This window comes from Flavobacterium sp. Leaf82, assembly GCF_001422725.1.
Classification (GTDB): Bacteria; Bacteroidota; Bacteroidia; order Flavobacteriales; family Flavobacteriaceae; genus Flavobacterium.
The window spans coordinates 226,793-248,410 of sequence record NZ_LMMA01000033.1 but is presented as its reverse complement, the minus strand read 5'-3'; the positions used below and the strand labels follow the sequence as shown (position 1 = coordinate 248,410).

The following is a 21,618-nucleotide window of genomic DNA, read 5'->3' as shown; positions in this document are numbered from 1 at the left end:
ATCAAAATTTACGTTTTCTAAATTTTAAAACACTTGTATTCAGTAGTTTCAGTAGAAATACAACTTACTGAAACTACCGAATTCACCAGACTTTTTTTTGCACTTTTTCTATTCTTCTGTTCTACTTTTACACCCTCAAAAAGTAACATTCATGCAATTTTAATTTGCAAATTCTGCTGTTATTTTCTTAAAAACAATCACACATTATATATTAATCATACTAAAAACGATAGCCATTATGGATTATTTATTATCGAAAGGCAGTAGAAAAATGCCGAAAATTCCAGACAAGAATAACTATCAATATTCTTTTAATCAACCGTTGAGAGAAAACTCCAATTAGAAATTCATCAATAATTTAATCTATACATTTAAAAGCAGAAAATATGGCTACACAAACATTAGAAACAATAAAGAAATGGTTTAAAACCGGTTTAAAACCAACACAGGTTCAATTTTGGGACACATGGGATTCCTTTAGACACAAGTACGAAAAAGTTCCTGTAAAAGATGTCGATGGGATTGATGAATTGCTTTTATCTAAGGCAGATAAAACAGTTTTAAATAATCACTTATCAGATAAAGAAGCACATGCCCCACAAATAAATACGGATTGGAATAGTGAATCTGGTTTTAGTCAATTGATTAACAAACCTGAATTTAAAACAATTAATGGGGAAAAAATAGTAGGAACAGGTGACATATCTATAATTGATAGTGGTTCTCAGAATTTACAGCAAACTTTGAACAATGGAGCAACTGCCGAATTTGAAGATACTGCTTTTATAAAATTATTGGATGGAGAAGCTTTTCAAAAAGTTGTTTCCTGGGACTTTTTAAATGACTCCCAAGAGGCTCATTTTTCTTCAAACGTAAGTAATTTTAGTAATTCTATAAAAAATGGAAGCAAAAGCACTTCTATTATACAACAATCAAATGAATTAATTTTAGCTAAAACTCAGGATACAGAAGACGGAACTTTTCAAAACAAGCTTGACCTGGGAATTCCTACAAGTTATTCGAGATTCACTTTACCTTCAAAAGAAGAAGATGGTAATTATACCATAGCAACACTTGACGATGTTGTGGGTGAAAATGGTTTAACCCTAAAAAAGGTTTTAGAAAATGGGAGCGAAGGAAGAATTGATAAAGATGTCATTCTGGGATTCACCGCTTTGGACAATACCTCATGGTCAACAATAGTTTTTAGAGATGAAATACAAGAGAATGCCACCGGAGTAGGAATAGCTACAAGTGGCTCTTTTGATGTAAATGCAAAGCACATAGGTTTAAATACCCCATTCGGCTCAATATCAACAGGATACAACAACCAAACAAATATTTTCGAAATACACGCAAATAGTTCTAAACTTTCTTTGAGAGGTGGTGCCGGAGGTGTTGAAATTTGGGGAGATGGTAAAGAAGTTAAAATATCAGGAAGCGACTATGGAGACGGTGCAATTCAAATGCTATCTACAATGTCAGCAGGAAAAATTACAAACAGACTAAATCAGGAACTTAAAATTGAGACACAAACAGCATTAAATATTAATTCCTACAAAACTCTACAAATGGGAGTATACGGATCTGCTGCAACTATTTTTATGGAAATGAGTGGAGAAAATACTCCATATATAAATATCAATTCTTTTGGAAATATAAGAATTGGTGCAGAATATGGGGTAATTAATGTTGTAACTGGTACAAATACAGGACAAGGAATAACTGTCAATAATAAACATGTGGTTAGAACAGTCAACGGAATTGAAGCTGATATTGCTGGAAATGTAATACTTTCAGAGTTTGGAGATATGACAACAACTACAAATCAGGAAGTATCAGGAATAAAAACCTTTTTAAGCGGAAAACTTGCTCTTAGAAATAATGCCGATACTTTTTCTTCGTTTTTATCAAATTCAAATACGGGCTCCAGAACTTATTCCTTACAAGATACAAACGGAACTTTAATGCTAAGTGACGCTGGAAATTCAAATTTAACTGGATATGGTCAGGCTGTTCAAGTATTGTCTCCAAATGGGACTCCTACAAGAGGAGGAAATATCATTAATTTATTCTCTTTTGTACAGGCAACACCAATAACTATAAATAGTAAGACATTAAGTTCTATTTTGACTGGTACTATATTTGGAAATACTACTTTAATTTCAAGTACAGATTTGGACAATCCGATGTTAACAATTGGAAAATGTTTTTCAGGTAAAATGTTTGGAAAAATCAACGCAATTCCATCAGCTACTTTTAACACAATTTTGAAGGTTGGCTCAACAATACTATTGGATTCAAATTCTTTAATAATTCCATCTTCCTTAACTAACAAATCATTTGAAATTAATTATTCTTTCACAGTTCTTTCTGAAGGATTGATTGGAAAAATGATTGGTAACTTAAGTATTTTAATAGATGGTATGGGGGTTTATTCTGTATCGGGAGATCCAGTTACCATAGATACCACAATAAACAAAGTATTTGATATACAATTTGCATTTGGAGAAACAAACGCAGGAAATTCTATAACTTTTACAAGTGTGAAAGGAGGGAATGATGTTAATTAAAGATTTAAACGAAAATATTATTTCTAATAATTCAAAATTCATTAATAGAGACAATAGAGAAAAATGGATCGACAATGGAATTAAATTTAATGGCGGACAAGTAATAAGTTCAAATTTAAGTGGAGTAAATAACTGGAATACAGCAACTCCTTTTTCAGTAAATATAATATTCAAACCTACTAAAATAGGAAATTATGAAATGATTTTTACAAACTGGGAAGATAATATTGAGGGAAGAAATGCTTTTAATATAGATTTGAGATTAAATGGAACTTTTTGGGTTTCATTTCAATTAACTGGGATAGCAGGTGAACCGGTAACAATTCCATATAAGATAAATGAGACTATTGTAATAGGTATGACCTACGATGGATCTATTATGAAGGTATATAAAAATGGTGTTTTCTTTGATTCCGTAACAACAAATAGAATTGTTGGTGATTCAAATACTGTACATATTGGAGCAACTGGAAATCGAGGGATTTACAGCTCGACGGCAATAATTTATGATGTTAAAGTTTTTAAGAAAACCCTTTCACAAACAGAAATTGTTGAATTGTATAATACAAGAGGAAAAATTGTTCCAACAACTGCAACAAATGATGTATTGCTTGATTTAGGATTTGAAGAAAAAACAGGTACAATTGCAAATGACAAAAGCGGAAATTCTTACAATGGTTCTCTTATTGGATTTATAAATACTTCTTTAGGATCAAACAATTGTCATGTAGATTATACAGGACAATCTATCAACAATTAATTTTATAAAGTAACCATTAAAATCAAAGATATGATTTTTCTCTTATGTCTTTGTTTATCAAAATCTATATAATATGGCAACAAATATCAACACCATTCTAAACTGGTTTAAAACCGGCAAAAAACCAACTCAGGAACAATTTTGGTCTTCTTGGCAAAGCTTTTGGCATAAGGACGAAACAATCCCGCAAAGCAGCATAACAAATTTGGTAAATTCATTGGATGCTAAAGAAAATCTAAGCAATAAAAGCTTAACACTTTCTTCATTATCTACAAACAATGATTACCCATCTTCGAAAACAGTTTATGATTTTGTAAATGAATTTGTAAAAACAGAAAACAATTTAAATACAGAAGATATTCTAAATCTGGTAGAATCGAATTCTTTGATTCCAGGTAATTATTATTTAATAAATGATTTTCAAACCATTTATACAATCAATGGTTCCGACTCTTCTCCAAAAATAACAACAAAACGAATTGATTCTTTTATTGCAAATCTTGCTGCTCTAAAGGATGGATATGATTATAATTTAGTTTTGGGGAAAAATGTAACTATTACAAAACTTCCTGAAGGCTATTCAGGTCCATTAACTGTTGGATCAAGCACAACTGTTTCTTTTGTAGACCAATATTATTATTTCCGCTTTGCTAATGGAATGCAAAATGTTTTAGGATTAGAATTCGAATATTCCATGCCAAGATATTCTAATGGAATTGCTGATAATTTAATGATTAACGATTCTAACGGAAAACCAGTAATACGTCCGGGAGGAGTATTAAATATTGAAGTGCACAACAACACGCAATATATGGATATGTTGGCAAATGAAAATCCTGGAGTTCCTTTAGAATCAATTATTTTAAAAGCAAAATCTACGAATGAATTTGAATTAGAAGGAAAATCAATAACATATGCTGATGATGTTATTGAATACAGATTACCTCTTGCAGGTAGTGTTGCAACAAAAGGAAAAATATTAAGGCGATACAATAATGCACTTAATATTGATTTAAAAATTGACTGGAGGGTGCAACGCTATCGTCGATGGAAAATTTCTGCTGATTCTATTTTAAAAATACTTAACCAAGATCAGCCAGTTACCTCGTTAACCGGATTTGATGGTGTTTATCAATTTACAGCTACTCAATCCAGTACTGCAACACAAGAAAGATTTTATATTGCTTCAGACTTAGATAGTAAATCAGTAACAATAGATGCTAACACGAAAATTATCGATTTTACTATGGAGGTTAGCGCTTATGATCAGGCCAAAGATTTTACAATTTTTAAATTAGATCAAGATCACAAACCTGTTAATATCAAAATGATGAAAGTTTCCGGATCTTTTGATAACATTGTAATTCAAAATAATTTAGGTGAACTTAATTTTGATACTGCAGTAGATGCAGAAGAATTAAGCAACACCACATTTGTTTGTTCTGCAGTAATTAATGGTACATTTATCAAAATATCTGACAGTTTGTTTTTAGACAGTTTATTTTTTTCTCCTACCTGTAAATCAATACTTTCTATTTCTAAAACAAAATCATTACCATTTTTTATAATTTCTACCGCAAGCTGTTCTGAAATTTCAAATTGTGTAATTGGCATTAATACTAATAACTATACCGGCGATCCTGCTCCATCGGTTAGATGGCTTATAATAGAAAATGTCCAAAGTTCTACTTTAGAAAGAGTGCTTCTTGGTGCATCATCAGTTAATTATAATTTTAATAACTCTGACATTAGCAACTCTACTTTATTTTTCTATCATGCGCCTCGCAATGAGTATTCACCATTCTATAGCAAAAACAGCAAATTGATATTTAATAATTGTTTAATGGTTTCAATGTCAATTTTTAACAGGGCCAACTTAGCTAATGCTATATTTAATAATATAACTAGCAATGTCTTTTATACACCATCATCTGCATCGGGAAGGGATCTTTATATCAATTCGACAGAATTAAGCGAAATTCAAATTCAGATGAATAAATACAATCATAAATTATTCTACGAAGAGCGAGATGCATCAGATGTTTTAACCGTTAAAACGTATGCAACTCCTTTGCCATAAAAAAACAAAAAAACACTCTTTTAAATAAGAAAAAAAAACATAATTATTCAATATTAAAAATATACTCTCTAATAATATATCAAAGTCTGTCAAAAAGTTTAACTATTAGATTTTATGCATTTTATTTCAAAATGAAAGTGGAAGAGACACTAAAAATCGCTCTGTTTCAGAAGTTTTAATGTATCAACATCCGGGTTTAGAGATCACCTTTAAACAATTATATTAACCTTTTAGAATAAGCAATGATTAAACATTTTACAAGCAATAAATTTAATAAAACTGTCCAAAACATACTATATAAACTAAATAACTAAATCACCTATTTACAAAAAAACTTCTCCATATATTATCATAAAACTGATTGAATACTATATAAGAAGTTTGATTTTACAAACATTATCACATTAATATAAAAAAAAAGAACATGGCTCTACAAACATTAAATACAATTAAAAACTGGTTTAAAACTGGTTTAAAACCAACACAATCTCAATTTTGGGATACTTGGGATTCTTTTCGACATAAAAATGAAAAAGTTCCAGTTAAAGATGTAGCAGGTATAGACGAATTACTTTTTTCTAAAGCAGACAAATCAGCCTTAAATGATCATTTGCTGGATAAAAATGCACATGCTCCACAGATAAATACTGATTGGAATAGTGGATCTGGTTATAGCCAATTAATTAATAAACCCGAATTTAAAACAATCAATGGAGAACCAATATTAGGCACTGGAGATATAATCGTTGATAATGAAGGTCCACAAAATATAGATCAAGTACTTACAACAGGAAACACTATTAATAATCAAGCCCTTGCATTTAGAAATTCATCTTTTAATTATCCCGTTGATGTGTTACAAGACTCTGATGGAAGCCTTTTAATTAAAGGTAGTGCAAAAGCTTATGGAACAATTGAAACTCCTGAATTAAAAGCAACTGTTTGGATAAATACACCCTTAATAAATACAGGTTCTTTATCAAGTTCTTATTCAAGCTTATCACCTTCTCAAATCTCAGCAAATGGTAGTTTTGGTATATATCCTGCCGGTAATTTTTCTATAGGCAGTAATGGTGCATTTACAGTAAATAGCTCTAATGCTTCATTTAACTTACCTTCAATAGATTCTGGAAGAGCTTTATACAAATTTAATGAAAATAAAATTTCTGGGGATTATGTAATTGCGACACTAGACGATATTACTGCAGGAGGAGTACAAGATCTACAACAAACATTAGACAATGGATCTATTGCTAATGGAGTTAATGATTATAACGTTAGTGGCGATAATGGCATGATTAGGCTATCATCTGATGGATTAACTCTTGGATCGAGTAAAGGTTTCGTTTCATTTGGAGACAAACAATTTAATGGATCAAATTTCTTTAATGGAGAGGTTGTACTCGAGGGGGCTCCAATTAAATTGGGTGAATCCAGCACAATCGATTTCTATACTCATACTGGAACTCCAACTAATCGTAAAGGATTAATCTCCTATGATGACACAAATGGATTAGGGTTAGAAAGTCAAGACGGTAAAAAAACATTTCTTAGGTCTGTTACAGGCGGAGGTATTCTTCTCGATGCAGGAGGACAAGGGGCAATTAGAATCGATAACGAAGGATTTATTCTTGAATCAAGAGGAAGTAATACAGGAGTTAATATATCCGGAGTTGGAAAATTAAATGGAGTTAAATTAGCTACTATCGATGATATAGGATTACCCGTTTCAGCAATACAATCAGGGGTAGTAAACAACGTAGCTCTACAGGAATTAGGTGGTTCAGATAAGTTAATTAATGGTGTTAGAATTGGTCAGGGAGAAGGTACCGGGGCTTCAAACACTGTGTTAGGTATTAATGCTTTATCTGTAAATACTACAGGATCAAACAATACAGCAATTGGATTTGGAGTCTTAGAATTAAATAATACAGGTGAATCAAACACTGGATTAGGAGATTCTACTTTACATGCTAACACATCAGGATCATATAATGATGCCTTTGGAAGCAATGCACTCAGTAAAAATACTACTGGTTATGCTAACACTGCACTAGGTGCATATTCATTATCTGAAAACTTAACATCGCAGTTTAATGTAGCAATTGGCTGCAGTTCGTTATCAACTATGACATCAGGACTTGGACAATCTACAGCAATTGGAGCATACTGTATGTCTGATGCCACCAGTACAGATAAAAATGCAGCTATTGGTACTTATGCTTTACGATACAATACAGCAGGATTTTCCAACACAGCTATTGGTCATACTGCATTGGGCCTTAACACATCAGGACATTCAAATAATGCGATAGGCAATTACTCCCTTGGCGCTGTTTCAACTGGAGCGGGTAATATTGGTATTGGAAAATCTGCGGGAAGATACGTAACAACAGGAAATAGTAACATTTATATAGGGTCAGAAGGTATTACAAATGATGCGGAAGCAACTGGCGTAATTAATATAGGAAATAGATTTATTGCAAGAGAAGCAAAGTTATCTTTAATTGGAACAGTAAATATAGGAACAACCCCTACACATGAAAATAATACAATCGCTTTAGCTGCTGGTTTAACAGCTGGAGACATCTACCGTACATCTACAGGTATATTAATGATTGCTTATTAAATGACAATTATTATTTATAAAGATCATTAAAAATAATATCTCTACTTACTAATACATCAAAGTTTATTAAAGAGCTTAATTCTCTTGATAGATTTTGATGTATTTTATTTAACATACAGATAAAATCCTTATGCTTTTGGCAAATACAACAGTGCCTCTAAACGATTTAACCGTAACTCAACATTTAGAAAACATCAAACCCATATAACTAAAAAACAAATAGTTAATATCGTTTTATTTCTTACTGAAACTACTGAATACAGACCTTCAATTTTTCTTTTTTCACACTCTTCTGCCGTATTTTTACATACTCTAATTTCAACTATTAGAACTCCCAATAAATCGAATATCATGCTCTGTTTTCTGAATATTTCAGAGAACTGACACCTCAACTTTATACCTCAATTTTTAGCAATCATTAACAATTAAAAAAGTAAAAAATCATGGATTATACACCCAAAGATTTAGGAGAAACACCTAAAACACCAGACATGAGTAATTTCAAAAATCCTTTAATGCAAGCATCAGAAGGAAGCATTTTTATAGGGAGTTTTAATATCACGCCATTAAACATCTCTGAAAAAAGTGAGAACCTCAACGAAATTATAAAAAAGGAAAGCAGAGACAGCAGTATTTAAATATCCTAAACCCTTTTAGCCCTGATTTTACATCAAAAAAACAAAAATCTAAAACCATAAAAATGCCAGACGAAACAATACAAAAATTAAAAGAAAAATACGGTACGGTTTTAAAACTTACTTCCGATGATCAGACAATTACAACTTATTGCAAGAAACCATCATTTGCCACATTCTTAAACTATCAAAATAAATACAAAGAAAATCCGCATGAAGCCATTCTTTTTTTATTTAAGGAATGTGTTCTCGACCAGGAGAATTATGACGACGAATTCATGCTTTCGGCAGGAAATTCTATTGTGGCAATGATCAAAAAAGATAGCGAATTTGCGATAGATCCCACTCCGCAAAAAGACGAATTCAAAAAATCTGCAGCACTTATCAGACACACATTTCAGGTAGATCCATATCAATTATCAATGGATGAGTTTTATAAACTACTCGAAGAAGCGCTTTGGCTGCAAAAACACAACGACAAAAGACTCGAAAACACCTTCATGACAGCTCTTGCACAAACATTTTCTAACTAAAAAACAAAAAATAAATCATTATGAAATTCAATTTTAATGTAAATGAAATTTTAGACACAAAAGATGCTGAATATACAGGCATTAACTATAACGAATCAGAATCGAAAGATTTTATTATAGATAAAACCGGAGGTGAATTTAATTTGAGAGTTTTTGCTCCTTTGGTTTTTGAACCTCTGATAAAAAACGATCTTAATTTACCCAGTTTACGAGTAGATGCCGTTACTGTAAATCTAAATCGTTCAAAAACAATCAAAAAAGAAGGAGTTGAAGGAAGAGATTCAACCATCAAAGAACATATTACAAATGGAGATTTTAGTATTTCAATCGAAGGTTTAATTGCGAATGAAACTGGAGATGAATATCCAAAAGAAAAACTTTTTTTACTGAAGCAATTCCTGAACGCGCCTTATGCTTTAAGAGTAACGCATGCGATTTTAAACCGATTTGGCATTTATGAATTAGTGATAGACTCCTACTCTATTCCTTCTATTTCCGGAACAAAAAACATTCAAAAATTTACCGCCAGCGCCACATCAGATGAAACTGTAGAACTAATAATTAGAGACAATGCTTAAACTAAATGCTAAAATTAGAGTTTACGAAACTATAAAACTCATCCCTACTCCTAAATTTTATGAGTTTACGTATGTAAAAAATGTAGAAATAAACAGCTCGTACAAATCCCTCACAGATACAGCTACTCTTGTAATGCCTCAAAAAGTATATACAGATACCAAAGGATTTGACCAGAGCATGTTTACAAATGCAAGTGGAACCGAAAAAACAATTCATGATTTTTTTAAACTCGAAAATTTCATAGAAATATTTTTAGGATATGACGGTGATTACAAACCTGCTTTTAGAGGTTATATCACAGGAGTACAAACAGATATAAATGCTGTAATAACTTGCGAAGACGCAATGTATGCGTTTAAAAAAGTAAAGGCTGTAAAAGATGATGATGTTCAGGATAAAAATGACACCTTAAATTTTGTGGCAACAAATCCAACCACAAATGTTGAGAATTTTAATCCAAAAACTTTCTTCGAAAAAAGAATCAAAGAACTCAATTTACCTTTTAAAGTAAATGCACTTGACGAAGAATTAGGAAACATAATGATTAACAGAAACCAAAGTCTGGCTCAGGTTTTTGAGATGCTCAAAGACAAAGGAATTTATACCTATTTTAAAATCGAAGATGCAGCGCCTGTGCTTACAATTACCAATAATCCGCAGCAACATACCGCAATTGAATTAGCCGGTTTTATAGATCGAAATTTTATTAAAAGCCCGTTAGCCGGAGCGCTTGTCAAAAAGTTGATCAATCAGGGGATTTCTCTTTTAAGTGCTCAATTAAGCAAAGCCACGAAATCACTTTCTGATCGTTTTTTAGGGCAGGTACGTTTTAGATTTCGGTATAATATTATCGAAGATAAATTAGTTGTGGTCAATGAGTCTACAAAGAATACACGTTTACGGGTAGAAAAATACTTTAAAAACTCAAACACGCCAATTTATATCGAATTAGGTGATCCAAACGGGCAATTAATAAAAACCCACGTATTGCATAATGACAAAGAAGACTTGCCAAAAGATCCTGTAGCTTTTAAAAAAGCAGCAACTGAAGTAGCTTCAGAATTGTATCAATATGCCGCTTTACGAGCAATGGAATCTAAACCAAGCGGATTTGAAGGTTCGTTTCTCACATTTGGAGAACCGTTTGTGCGACCTACTGACAAAGTAATCCTGGAAAACGCAAAGGACAAAGAAAAAAACGGAACATTTCAGGTCGAAAAAGTAGAAAGAAGCTACGGCGAAAATGGCTACAGACAAAGGATTTATATAGGGCGAAGAGTAGAAACAGTATAAAAATACATAAATGGGAAATATAACAGACTTAATAAAAGACGTCGCCAGTAAAAATCAAATTATCGAAACTTTTGCGGCGAAAGTCATCGAAATAAATAAGGAAACAGAATCGCTCCATAATCCGGAAGACGCTTATACTGTAAACATTATGCGAGCTGATGGGGCGATCATTAAAAACGTACGATTAAAGGCTTCAATCCTCGATGTAGAACAAGGAATTATTACCATTCCAAAAAAAGACAGTTGGGTTTTGGCTACCATTATTGACGGAGTAGAAACGAGAGCTTTTATTTCGCAGTTTTCTGAAGTTGACAGACTTATGGGGAGAATTCAAGGAACAAATGAACCAAAATTGCTTTTCGATTATAGCAGCGATGGCGAGGTATTACAAATTCGATATGTAAAAACTGACATAATAACAGAAACTGACGAAACAAAAATAATTGATGTAGCTAAAATCGAATTTAACAAAGATAAAAACTTTAAAATAAGTTACTTTGATGACGATGAAAAACCATTGGCAACTACACATTTTACATCTGACAGCTTAATTACAACTTTTAATTCGATTAAAGACAAGCAAGTAAAAGAACGTGTGGCATTCACTCTTAGACAAGGAGAAGCTACCTTAAAATTAAATAATCAAGAAGGTAAAAAACAAAGTACTATCACAATAGATCAGAATAAAATTTCTGGTTTACTATATGATGACCAGGAAGCTGAAAAATTAGTTTTTGAATTAAATAGTGAGAATGACAGTATACAATTAAGGAAAAATGATAAGAATTTAATCGAACTGAAAGGAAAAACAGCCATTACTTTAAAAAGCGAAGGAGATATTAACATTGAAGCAAAAAATATTAATCTGAAATCGACTGAAAAAATCAATATAAATGCCATAGGAGATACTATTATAAGCGGCGAAAAAGTAAAAATTAATTAAATTATGGCTACCAAATATGTATGTAACGGTGCATTATGCGTCTGCAATAAAGGTGCTACAGGAGGCGTTTTGGAAGTAAAATCTCAAAGTAACATTTTTATTCAGGAAAAATTGATGGCTACTGATAGTGATTTAACTTTCAAAGTTCCTCTTACTGGAATCTGTTCAATAACTCAAAAAACATGTATCCCGGCTTTATTGACAAAATGGGAAAAACCTGCAAGTAATGTATTCGAAGGAGATAAAAAAGCTCTTTTACAAACCTCAACCTTAAATTGTGATATTGGAGGGGAGATTAGTATAACAGATCCACAACAAACTGGATCTAAAACTGTTATATTTGACAATTATACAGCCCCGGAAATCATAAAAACAAAGCAAATTATAAGTGCTTCCTGGATGACTGGAGATTTAAAAAACAATATAAAAAATGCCTCATATGATGAAAAAATAAGTCTTTTAGTTAAAACTATTAATTATGAAGCCGGAGAAAGAATTACTATAATTGTAGATGAAAAAGATGGTAAAGATATAAATCAAGGCATTAAAGAAATTAGTTTAAGTGGAATAGTCAATGAAAATGGTTTTGCAGAGTTGAAAGAAATTATAGAAATCGAATCACCAAAACAAAATACAACATGGATATAACACTTCAAATAAAAGAAATTAGTGGTAATACTAATTTTAAACAAGTTTTTTTAAAAATTAGTAATCCAGTAGAAGGAGATTTTTTTGATGTGTCTGGAAACTATTTGGGTTCAACTAAACAAAGCAAAAAAGAGATTTATATTTTGGGCAGGGATTTTATAAAAAATCCCTATTCCAGAAGTAATCTTCCCAAAGATTTTTATGACAAACAAGTATCCTTTGATGGACGAGGCAATATAGTAAACAGTAAAATTGGTGGTCAATACGGAACTATAATTACTGATTTATCAATTGAAACCAAATCAAAAATCGTTGAAAGAATTTTTAATCATTACTATACTGAAGCCGGTTTTAATTTGAATGAATTAAAATATAGAACCATTACAGACGCAGATGACTTAGACAGACATTTAGATAAAGCTGAAATTCAAAGACGAAATGATAAATATACGGAAGGCAGAAGACTTCAACTCGAAGGCACCGGATTTGCAATAACCAGAATTGGAGGATATACTAATTATTCTGATTATTTGAAAAAATTTGAAGGTGAAATCAGTATCTGTTATTCCCATCTTGGATTTAATTTTGACACTGGTTATGACATTATGAGTATTTGTGCACATGAGCATAAACATCTTGAAGATTGTATTAAAGATTTACAAAATAATACAAAGATAAATTCAGAAAACAGAGCATATACTCATCAAACTCTAGTTGACAAAAATTGGCCTTTTGTGTCATTTCGATTTAAAGCTGGAATGTATTTTAATACTCCGGCAAGCTCAAACATGTATAAAGATGACTTTAAAAAAGCATTTGGAAAACAGGAAGATTATCAAGGATTTATTGAATATATACCAGGTAAAAACATCACTTTATGAAAAAGATATTATTTCTATTTTTATTTTTATTTGCTTTTTCGTGCAGCAAAGATAAAAAAACACAACCTCTTGCCTCTATAGAGAAAATCGAATATATCGACTTAGATTACGAAAAACAGCCAGGTGTAATTATAAATATTAAAGTCAATGACTCAATTATAGCTAAAAAGCTTAAAAATAAAGAACTAAGAGAATTTATAATATATTCAATCAAAAAGGAAGATAGAAATTATTTTTTTTACGAAGTATGGAAAGTCCCAATAAGAAAGGGGAATATTTTTTCATTTTTAATTCGTACAAGTTATTTTTCTCAAAATATTCCAGATAAAGAAAAAAAAGGAAAAAGAATTTGGAATAAAGATAATATTACAAAAGCATTAAGTGGTGATATAGGTTTAATTTTTTATAAAGATACTATTCACGTTAAACCTAGTAAAGATAGGAAAATCGTAATACAAGAACTTAATGATTGAAAAACTAAAAAAAGAGAAAATTTCAGATTAACTGAAATTTTCTCTTTTTTTAGTTTAATTGAGTTTCTTTCTCAAACTCTCTTCCATTTCATAGAATTTACTTTCGAGATCGTGAATCTTTTCATAAATATTAATAGGATCCGGCATTTGTTTAGAAGCATACATACTTGCGTACCAAACTTCCAGAATATCCTCGGCATAAATAGAATACATTGGGTAATTTCCGTCTCTGTTGTCAGATTTCAAAATTAATTTTCCGCTTTCCCTGATTCTGTTTAAAACCCTTTTTACGACAACTCCATCATTCTTACTAATGATAACATAAATTCTTCCGTCCAGAATATCATCAAAATTATCTACATATTTCCCAAAAAGATAATCGCCGTCATGTATTGTTGTAGACATTGAGTTTCCTTTAATTTCAAAACATCTGTAAGTTCCGTTTTTTAGCATTGGCATACTAAACGAGGGAAGTTTTTCCATATATTCCGGATCAGCGTAACCGTCTAAATAACCTGCTCTCGCCTTTACTCCAACAAAATTAATATTCTCTTCTCCGTCTTCATTAACAGTTATAATCTTTGGAAGATTTAAACCAACTTCAGTACTCGTTTTATTGGTAAAGATTTCTTTACTGTCTCCAAAAAAATAATCCGGATTAACATTGCAATGGTCAATAATACTTTGCAGTAAATCAAAACCGGGTTTTGTTCTTTTTCTGTCTCCGTCTGCTTGCAATCTTCCAATCGTGATACTATCAATTGTAGTACTGGTTACTCCTATTAATTTCGCAAATGAGTTATTGTTTAACTTCATCTCGTCTATAATACGTTTTATCTTAGTATGTATTTCCATGTTTTAATTGCATTTGATTTTTTGTGTAATATGTTTTAACCAACAGTAAACATTCCACTATATGTTGCAAAACTAAAAAATATTATACAAATAACCGCATTCTTTTACATTTTTTTCATAAAACAACTGATTTTCAATACAATTGTAACCTCTTTCTTATTGTATTACTAGAACATATGACATAAATAAGCAAATCATATTACTGAAACTATTGCATTTTTTAGCGCAATATGTTGTATATTTTAAAACATATGTTGTATATTTGTAAAAAAATAATCCATCATATGATTTTAAAAGAATTTTATAACGAGAAAAAGAGCGCAATACAAACTGAGTTTTCCAGCATTGCGCCAGCAGTACAACTTTACAGTGATGCTGTTTTTAAAACTGCTATTGAAGCGCCTTTAGTAATGTTTAAATATGATACTATTTCCTGGGAAACATCTTCTGAGAAAAACTACAAAGCAGATGTCTCTTTTTGTTTATACATCGTATTACCTATTGGTTCTGCTTCATCAACAAGTTACGAAGAGGTATTCGAAATTGCCTATCATTTAGACAAAGCCGTCTTGTCTACAACGAGCAATAATACTTTTATAGACACCAATTCGACTTTTAAAGTAAAAGAAAAGCAATACAATAATGAAGAAGTATACTGGAATAAAAATGACCATTTTATTTGGGAGATCACTTATAAAACAACGTTGATAGAAAATATATTAAAAAAGAAATATATTCTTTTTAACAACGGTTTAAGTAATGAAGCTTTAGAAGAATTAGGATATAACTTAACTTCTGACATAATCGAAATAAACCCAAATCAGGTCGAAGGAGATATAGATTTAAATAGTATCAAATAATCAGAACTGGCTGTTAATACCACTTGATAACAGCACGTTTTTAGAAAGAAATAAATGAAATAAAACCCAAAGCATACAAACCAAAAGCAAATTAATCCGTACCTATTAAAACCCCAAAAATGAAAAGAAGCAGAACACTATTAGACAAAAGGAGAGATTATGTGATCAACTACCTAAATAGAAATCAAGCTAAACAAATGAAAGTTGTAGTATCTGAACTTTCGGATACTTTGTTCCTTACAGAACGCACTATTTATACGATTATAAACGAAGGCTTGTCTACAGAAGCCAGAGCTTAAATCGCTGAAACTACTGGTTTTGACCATCAAAAAAATTGGAAAAAGCAAACTTGAACCTTAAATTTGTACTCGATATCAAAAGCAAATTTATCTCTTGGCCAAGAGCAAAATTCAATTGAAAAACCAGTTTTTATAAACCGTCCAAAAACACCAATCTACTTTTTGGATTCCAAATTACGAATACCTTTTTTTTAAAATTAAATCATTGATAATAATAAGTTCAGCAACTTATTACAGTCCTTCTTTTGCTCTTTTTTAAGCAAAAAACAAAAACAAATATTAAACAATTAAAACAATTTATATTATGAGTACATTAAACGATGTAGTGATTAACAAACTATCTGGCGGATTAGGAAGAAGAACTCCGGAACAGGATATGGTTTCAGGATTACTTTTTGACGGAGTTGCAACCACAAAATTAGCATTAAACAAAATCGAACGTTTGGTTTCAGTAGAAGATGCCGAAGCATTAGGTATTACAGCTGATTATGATGTAAATGGACAATCTGCTTACTACCAGATTCAACAATTTTTCAGAATGAATCCTTCAGGCGATTTGTATGTTATGGCAACAACAGGAGCTTCATACACAGATATCGTTGCAAAAGCGATGGATATGCAGGAAAAAGCGAATGGAAACATTCGCCAGATAGCAATTATTTATTCCGGAGCAACCACTTTTGATCAAACACTTGTTGCAGTTACAACAGCACAAACACAAGCAGGACTTGCTTATACAGACTATATGCCTTTTGAAGTAATTCTGGAAGGAAAAGGATTTGATGCTGACTCTGCTACAAGTTTAGCGCAATTAAACGCAGAAAACGTATCAGTAGTAGTGGCTATGGATGTTGAAAAAGCATTTGAACAAAAATTGTTTATGAAAGGTATGACAGCAAAGGATGATAAACTTTATACCTTAGCATATAACGAGAAATTAGTTCCTATAGAAAATTCTTCTAATCTTTACAAGGTACAGAAAATCGATGGCAGTAATAATATCGATAGAGAGAATCTTGAATTCATTTTCAAAGATTCATATAAAAATACTGCTGCAGTTGGTTTGGCATTAGGAGCTGTATCAAGAGCAAAAGTGTCTGAAAATATTGCCTGGATTGAAAAATTCAATCTTACTGGCGAAGGTTTTGCAAAAGCAGGTTTTGTAGGCGGACAAGAAATTAAAACTCTTGGAACTTTAAGCGAATTAAACGACAACAGATACATTTTTACAAAAACACATACTGGTTTAGCAGGCGTTTATTTTAACGACAGCCACACTTGTACTACAGGAACATCTGACTTTGCTTATGTAGAAAACAACCGTACAATTAATAAAGCAACTCGTTTATTGCGTACTGCTTTGTTGCCAAAATTAGCTTCTCCGGTTTTAGTAGATATTGATGGTAAATTGCCTCAATCTGTTTCTAAAAGTTTTGAAGGATTATGCCGTAGCGCTTTAGAAGGAATGGTTGCCAATCAGGAAGTTTCGGCTTTTGATGTTTATGTAGATCCAAAACAAAATATTTTGGCAACATCAGAATTAAAAGTTAAAGCAGAAATCACACCAATTGGAACTGCCCGTAAAATTACTGTTGATTTAGGATTCAAAAATCCTTTTGGGATCGACAAAGCATAATTTATTTAATCTCTTATAATTCAAAAAAACAATAAAAATTCACCAATAATATCGCCATAATTCAATTGCTGTAAACACAATTAAATAAAAGTGATAGTTCCTGAACGTTATCAGGATAATAAAAAACAAATCAAGATACATATGAATAAATTACCATTAATTAACGGACAACAACACAGCTGGTCATCTATCGAAGTAAGTATTGCAGGTAACATCGTTACCGGAATTACAGCTGTAAACTATAGTGACTCAGTATCTAAAGAAAACCATTACGGTGCGGGAGATATGCCGGTACACAGAGGTAGAGGAAAATATGAAGCAAAAGCTTCGATTACTTTATACAACTATGAGGTTGAAGCAATTTTAGCAGCTTTACCAAAAGGACAAAGATTGCAGGATATCAATCCGTTTAGCATCATTGTTAGTTATTTAGACGACAGCAACGAAGTAATTACACATACGGTTAGAAACTGCGAATTCAACTCAAACAGCAGAGGAATTAGCCAGGGAGATACTAAAATTGCGGTTTCTTTTGACTTGATCTGTTCTCACGTTGAATGGAATTAATCAGCCGATAAATTCCTAAAATTATAATGCCCCTTTCCCTGTCTTAAAAGCCGACTTAAAAGAGAAACCCAATATTACATGCGTTATGCAAAAAAGGAGTTCAAAGAACATGATTATTGCCAGCAAACTTATTTTACAAGCTCTTTATTAGTCCGTTTTTAGGCAGGAACCTACTTCAAGAGGCTGTTTTGAGATTATTTAACTCAAAAAAAATAACTCAGGCAGCCTCTTTTTTTTAAAATACACTTACACAAAATCCAATTTCTTTAAATAAAAGTCAATCAGTTATTAAAACCGAAATGACATTTTATTTGTGTCCGGCACTATTATCTATCGCCATTGTTTTTAATAAATAATTTAAAAACAAAAGACATCACTAAATCAGACATCAATTTACTCAATCATACAACCAAAAATTAAGTCTAAAATGGAAATAAAAAACTCAAAATCAATAGATATTCTTGACGGAAACATTACTCAGGCACAATTAAACCAATGGAAATACAAACATAAAAAAGTAGTCAAACTTAGCATTGCAGATGATGACGAAACGACTTTGTTTGCCTATTTCAAAAAACCGGATATCGCCATTCGTTCTGCCGTATTGCAAGCTTCAAAAATGGATGAATTTAAAGCACTCGAAGTATTATTTAAAAATTGCTATTTGGGAGGTGATGGCAAAATTGAGCAAGAAGACGATTTACGCCTCAATATTACCACAGCATTCTCAGATCATATCCAGCCAAAACCTGTTAAAGTAGAAATACTATAAAAACACCTTTTTCTCTCCAGTAAAAACTATCCTAATGAGTACCAGAAAACATATTATAGAACTTGAAAATACCAGTGCTTCTGAAATGGCCCGTTTTAGACGAATTATGCTTGGTATTTGGCGTCAGCAGATCGAAGATGATAAAAATGCTGGTGAGATGGAGAAGTTTGTAAAAATGAATAATTCAGTAAAAAGAAAACCTCAGAAAAAAGTATCTAAAAAATCTTATAAAAATGATCTTTTTTATGTAGACGAAGATGGAAATATTACCAAAGTTGAAATTAATAAATCACGTTATATTACGGTAGTTTTATCTGGCAGAAAAAAAGTTTTATTATCAGATTTATATATTTCAGGAAGTACTTTTAGCTGGAATAACACTAATAGACAAATAGTAGCAAACATAGCTGGTTACTATGGTAAACAAGTAAATGTCAAAAACATTGGAGCCAATTATGATAGGAATGATAAAAGTCTGGCTTACACAGACAGCAAAAATAAAATATGGTTTCATCCAACTTCAAAAGGTGGGATAGATCCTGACTTTAATGATAAATACAATTTACAAAGTACTATTATTCACGAACATAACCATCAAAAAGAATTACAAGTAAAAACATATACGTATTCTGCACATGCTAAAGTTTATTTAAAACAATTTCAGCATCCTACTTTTAAAATGACAAGTAAAAGTTATTATGAAGGCCAAATGGGTAGTTTTATTAAATATTTGGATTATGCATCAGGACATGATGAAAAAGGTTGGGAAAATATACTAAAAAAATTTAATGACTTAAAAATTTTAGGAGGTTACCAGATTAAGTATCGGGAATCTGGAGGAACTCAATTATTTAATAATAAAGGAACTGAAGTTATATTTCAACCAGGGATGGCATTAGATGGTCCACATTAAATTAAGTTTATGAAAGGAAAGTTTAAATAATCCCTATTAAAATTCCGTTTTTCAAATCTGAAAGGCGGATTTTTTTTATAATTTATCTTCATTTTAAACCAGAAAACAAAACCAAAAACACCACAATATTACCCACTGAAACTACTGACTTACAACATGATAAAGCTTTTAAAACGCATTATTTTTGCGTATTTTTATACTATTATTAAAAGCACTTATTCCATTAAAATCAAATTTTAAAAAGGAACATTTACAGAATTTTTTTAAGAGATTTTTTTTATCACAAATAAATTTCAAAACACAAATAATCTTACCGAATACTAAAAATCCAGATTGTCTTCAAACAATCAGAAAAGCTTTTTATTCTCAAAATTTAAAATCATTAATACATATAAATATGGATCAAACAACAAAAAAACACATTGATTTGCTTCATCCTTCGGTTAGGGAAGAAGTTACTAAAATCATCGAGGAATGCGATCTTGCCTTAACAGGAAAAGCAAAAGTTCGCATTACGCAAGGACTTCGTTCTTTTCAGGAGCAAGAAGATCTTTATGCTTTTGGAAGAACAAAACCCGGAAAAAAAGTCACAAATGCAAAAGGCGGACAATCCATTCATAATTATGGATTTGCGGTAGACATTTGTTTAATTATAGATGGCAAAGTGGCTTCTTGGGATACAGCAAAAGACTGGGATAATGATCAAATCTCGGATTGGCAGGAATGTGTCAAAATTTTTGCTAAATATAATTGGAACTGGGGTGGCGACTGGAAAACTTTTAAGGATCTTCCGCATTTTGACAAAAAAGGATACAGCGACTGGAAAGTGCTAAGCAAGCTAAAACGCGACAAAAAAAACTATGTAATCTTATACAAATAATCAGATGAAATATTTAAAACTAAAACTCACTTTTTTAATTGCCATTTCTCTGGTAATTAGCTCTTGCACCTCAACCAGAACGGCGTTATTTGATCCTTATTCATATCAAAAAACAACTGAGATAAAAGTAGAAGCTTCTAAATTAATGAATAAAGCCAACACACCTTATAATACTCATAAAGAAGAAGTTGAAATTTTGCAACTTAACATCGAAAAATTGGTCGAATATGAAAAAAATAAGCCGAATAACGAAATCTCTTCTGAGATGTGGAAAATTCTAACCGATAAGGAAAAAAATCTTTTCGCTGGATTTTTCAAACGCTGGGAAATGAAAGGTTTTTTATCCCCGCTTTTTTTAGAAGAATCAAAAAAACAAGTTTTAGATGCTTTGGATTTGCTGATTCAATATGAAATCAAAAAAGACAAAGAGTCAAAAGATGCCCTTTTAGATTTAATAAACAGCAATACCTAAACTATGAATAACGAGCAACTTATAGAAGAGCTAAAAAGCAAATTGAAAACTATTATAACAAAAAGTTATAAAGACAACAAAGCTGAATTAGAAAAAGATCTCAATACGTTTTTAGAAACATCCAAGGAAAAACTGGAACGCTGGACGATTCTTTTCGCTTCCGGAAATCTGACCGAAGAAGAATTAGAATGGCTGTTAAAAAGTCAACTTGATTTAGTAGCATTACAAGCGCTTCAATCTACCGGAATTTCAAAAATAAAACTGAATACTTTAAAAAATAATATCATAAAAATAATTTTTAAAGTGATTATTGACCTGATTATTCCGGGCGTTTAAT

At 31.4% G+C, this 21,618-nt stretch carries 22 protein-coding genes; 21 read left to right on the top strand and 1 reads right to left on the bottom strand.

Annotated elements, in window-relative coordinates:
* Positions 1 to 386 precede the first annotated feature (386 nt).
* The 12 genes from ASF10_RS19370 (at position 387) to ASF10_RS19315 (ending at position 14,027) form a co-directional block, all read left to right on the top strand.
* A complete protein-coding gene (locus tag ASF10_RS19370) occupies positions 387 to 2,573 on the top strand; it encodes a hypothetical protein (protein WP_056252883.1) in 2,187 nt (728 codons plus the stop codon).
* On the top strand, positions 2,560 to 3,333 hold the full coding sequence (locus ASF10_RS19365) for a LamG-like jellyroll fold domain-containing protein (RefSeq protein ID WP_082472473.1): 774 nt from the start codon (positions 2,560 to 2,562) through the stop codon (positions 3,331 to 3,333). The genes ASF10_RS19370 and ASF10_RS19365 overlap by 14 nt, the downstream gene beginning before the upstream one ends.
* Positions 3,334 to 3,406: 73 nt before the next feature.
* Positions 3,407 to 5,413 (top strand): hypothetical protein, encoded by a 2,007-nt coding sequence (locus tag ASF10_RS19360; RefSeq protein ID WP_056252876.1) that lies wholly within the window; start codon positions 3,407 to 3,409, stop codon positions 5,411 to 5,413.
* A 424-nt stretch (positions 5,414 to 5,837) separates the two neighbouring features.
* On the top strand, positions 5,838 to 8,042 hold the full coding sequence (locus tag ASF10_RS19355; protein WP_056252873.1) for a hypothetical protein: 2,205 nt from the start codon (positions 5,838 to 5,840) through the stop codon (positions 8,040 to 8,042).
* Between the two features lie 443 nt (positions 8,043 to 8,485).
* Positions 8,486 to 8,680 carry a hypothetical protein gene (locus tag ASF10_RS19350; protein ID WP_056252870.1) on the top strand — a complete coding sequence of 65 codons (195 nt, stop codon included), beginning with the start codon at positions 8,486 to 8,488 and terminating at the stop codon, positions 8,678 to 8,680.
* A 62-nt stretch (positions 8,681 to 8,742) separates the two neighbouring features.
* Complete coding sequence (locus ASF10_RS19345; RefSeq protein WP_056252868.1) at positions 8,743 to 9,210, top strand: hypothetical protein; 468 nt, start codon at positions 8,743 to 8,745, stop codon at positions 9,208 to 9,210.
* 20 nt (positions 9,211 to 9,230) lie between these two features.
* A complete protein-coding gene (locus ASF10_RS19340; RefSeq protein WP_056252865.1) occupies positions 9,231 to 9,788 on the top strand; it encodes a DUF6046 domain-containing protein in 558 nt (185 codons plus the stop codon).
* Positions 9,781 to 11,082 (top strand): hypothetical protein, encoded by a 1,302-nt coding sequence (locus tag ASF10_RS19335; RefSeq protein WP_056252861.1) that lies wholly within the window; start codon positions 9,781 to 9,783, stop codon positions 11,080 to 11,082. The genes ASF10_RS19340 and ASF10_RS19335 overlap by 8 nt, the downstream gene beginning before the upstream one ends.
* A 10-nt stretch (positions 11,083 to 11,092) precedes the next feature.
* Positions 11,093 to 12,025: a hypothetical protein gene (locus tag ASF10_RS24575; RefSeq protein WP_056252857.1), complete on the top strand. Its 933-nt coding sequence runs from the start codon at positions 11,093 to 11,095 to the stop codon at positions 12,023 to 12,025.
* Between the two features lie 3 nt (positions 12,026 to 12,028).
* A complete protein-coding gene (locus tag ASF10_RS19325) occupies positions 12,029 to 12,673 on the top strand; it encodes a DUF4280 domain-containing protein (RefSeq protein ID WP_056252855.1) in 645 nt (214 codons plus the stop codon).
* Complete coding sequence (locus tag ASF10_RS19320) at positions 12,664 to 13,554, top strand: hypothetical protein (RefSeq protein ID WP_056252851.1); 891 nt, start codon at positions 12,664 to 12,666, stop codon at positions 13,552 to 13,554. The genes ASF10_RS19325 and ASF10_RS19320 overlap by 10 nt, the downstream gene beginning before the upstream one ends.
* Positions 13,551 to 14,027 carry a hypothetical protein gene (locus tag ASF10_RS19315; RefSeq protein ID WP_056252848.1) on the top strand — a complete coding sequence of 159 codons (477 nt, stop codon included), beginning with the start codon at positions 13,551 to 13,553 and terminating at the stop codon, positions 14,025 to 14,027. Before ASF10_RS19320 ends, ASF10_RS19315 begins: the two co-directional genes overlap by 4 nt.
* A 54-nt stretch (positions 14,028 to 14,081) precedes the next feature.
* On the opposite strand, the gene ASF10_RS19310 is transcribed toward ASF10_RS19315, so the two are convergent.
* A complete protein-coding gene (locus ASF10_RS19310; RefSeq protein ID WP_056252846.1) occupies positions 14,082 to 14,882 on the bottom strand; it encodes a S24 family peptidase in 801 nt (266 codons plus the stop codon).
* 284 nt (positions 14,883 to 15,166) lie between these two features.
* Between ASF10_RS19310 and ASF10_RS19305 the strand changes: the two genes are divergently transcribed.
* The 9 genes from ASF10_RS19305 to ASF10_RS19270 all read left to right on the top strand — a co-directional run bounded on the left by ASF10_RS19305 (position 15,167) and on the right by ASF10_RS19270 (position 21,617).
* The gene (locus ASF10_RS19305; protein ID WP_056252842.1) at positions 15,167 to 15,742 is read left to right on the top strand and encodes a hypothetical protein; all 576 of its coding nucleotides are present in this window, start codon (positions 15,167 to 15,169) and stop codon (positions 15,740 to 15,742) included.
* Positions 15,743 to 15,861: 119 nt separating this feature from the next.
* A complete protein-coding gene (locus ASF10_RS24185) occupies positions 15,862 to 16,041 on the top strand; it encodes a hypothetical protein (protein WP_131726559.1) in 180 nt (59 codons plus the stop codon).
* A 304-nt stretch (positions 16,042 to 16,345) separates the two neighbouring features.
* Entirely contained in the window at positions 16,346 to 17,677 is a 1,332-nt protein-coding gene (locus ASF10_RS19300; RefSeq protein ID WP_056252840.1) for a DUF2586 domain-containing protein, read from the top strand.
* Between the two features lie 141 nt (positions 17,678 to 17,818).
* Complete coding sequence (locus tag ASF10_RS19295) at positions 17,819 to 18,244, top strand: hypothetical protein (RefSeq protein ID WP_035684757.1); 426 nt, start codon at positions 17,819 to 17,821, stop codon at positions 18,242 to 18,244.
* A gap of 427 nt (positions 18,245 to 18,671) precedes the next feature.
* A complete protein-coding gene (locus ASF10_RS19290) occupies positions 18,672 to 19,016 on the top strand; it encodes a hypothetical protein (protein WP_056252837.1) in 345 nt (114 codons plus the stop codon).
* 34 nt (positions 19,017 to 19,050) lie between these two features.
* On the top strand, positions 19,051 to 19,929 hold the full coding sequence (locus ASF10_RS19285; RefSeq protein WP_056252834.1) for a hypothetical protein: 879 nt from the start codon (positions 19,051 to 19,053) through the stop codon (positions 19,927 to 19,929).
* Between the two features lie 397 nt (positions 19,930 to 20,326).
* A complete protein-coding gene (locus ASF10_RS19280; protein ID WP_056253041.1) occupies positions 20,327 to 20,809 on the top strand; it encodes a M15 family metallopeptidase in 483 nt (160 codons plus the stop codon).
* 4 nt (positions 20,810 to 20,813) lie between these two features.
* Positions 20,814 to 21,281, top strand: a complete 468-nt coding sequence (locus tag ASF10_RS19275) for a hypothetical protein (RefSeq protein WP_056252830.1) — start codon at positions 20,814 to 20,816, stop codon at positions 21,279 to 21,281.
* Positions 21,282 to 21,284: 3 nt separating this feature from the next.
* On the top strand, positions 21,285 to 21,617 hold the full coding sequence (locus ASF10_RS19270) for a hypothetical protein (protein WP_056252827.1): 333 nt from the start codon (positions 21,285 to 21,287) through the stop codon (positions 21,615 to 21,617).
* Position 21,618: the final 1 nt, after the last annotated feature.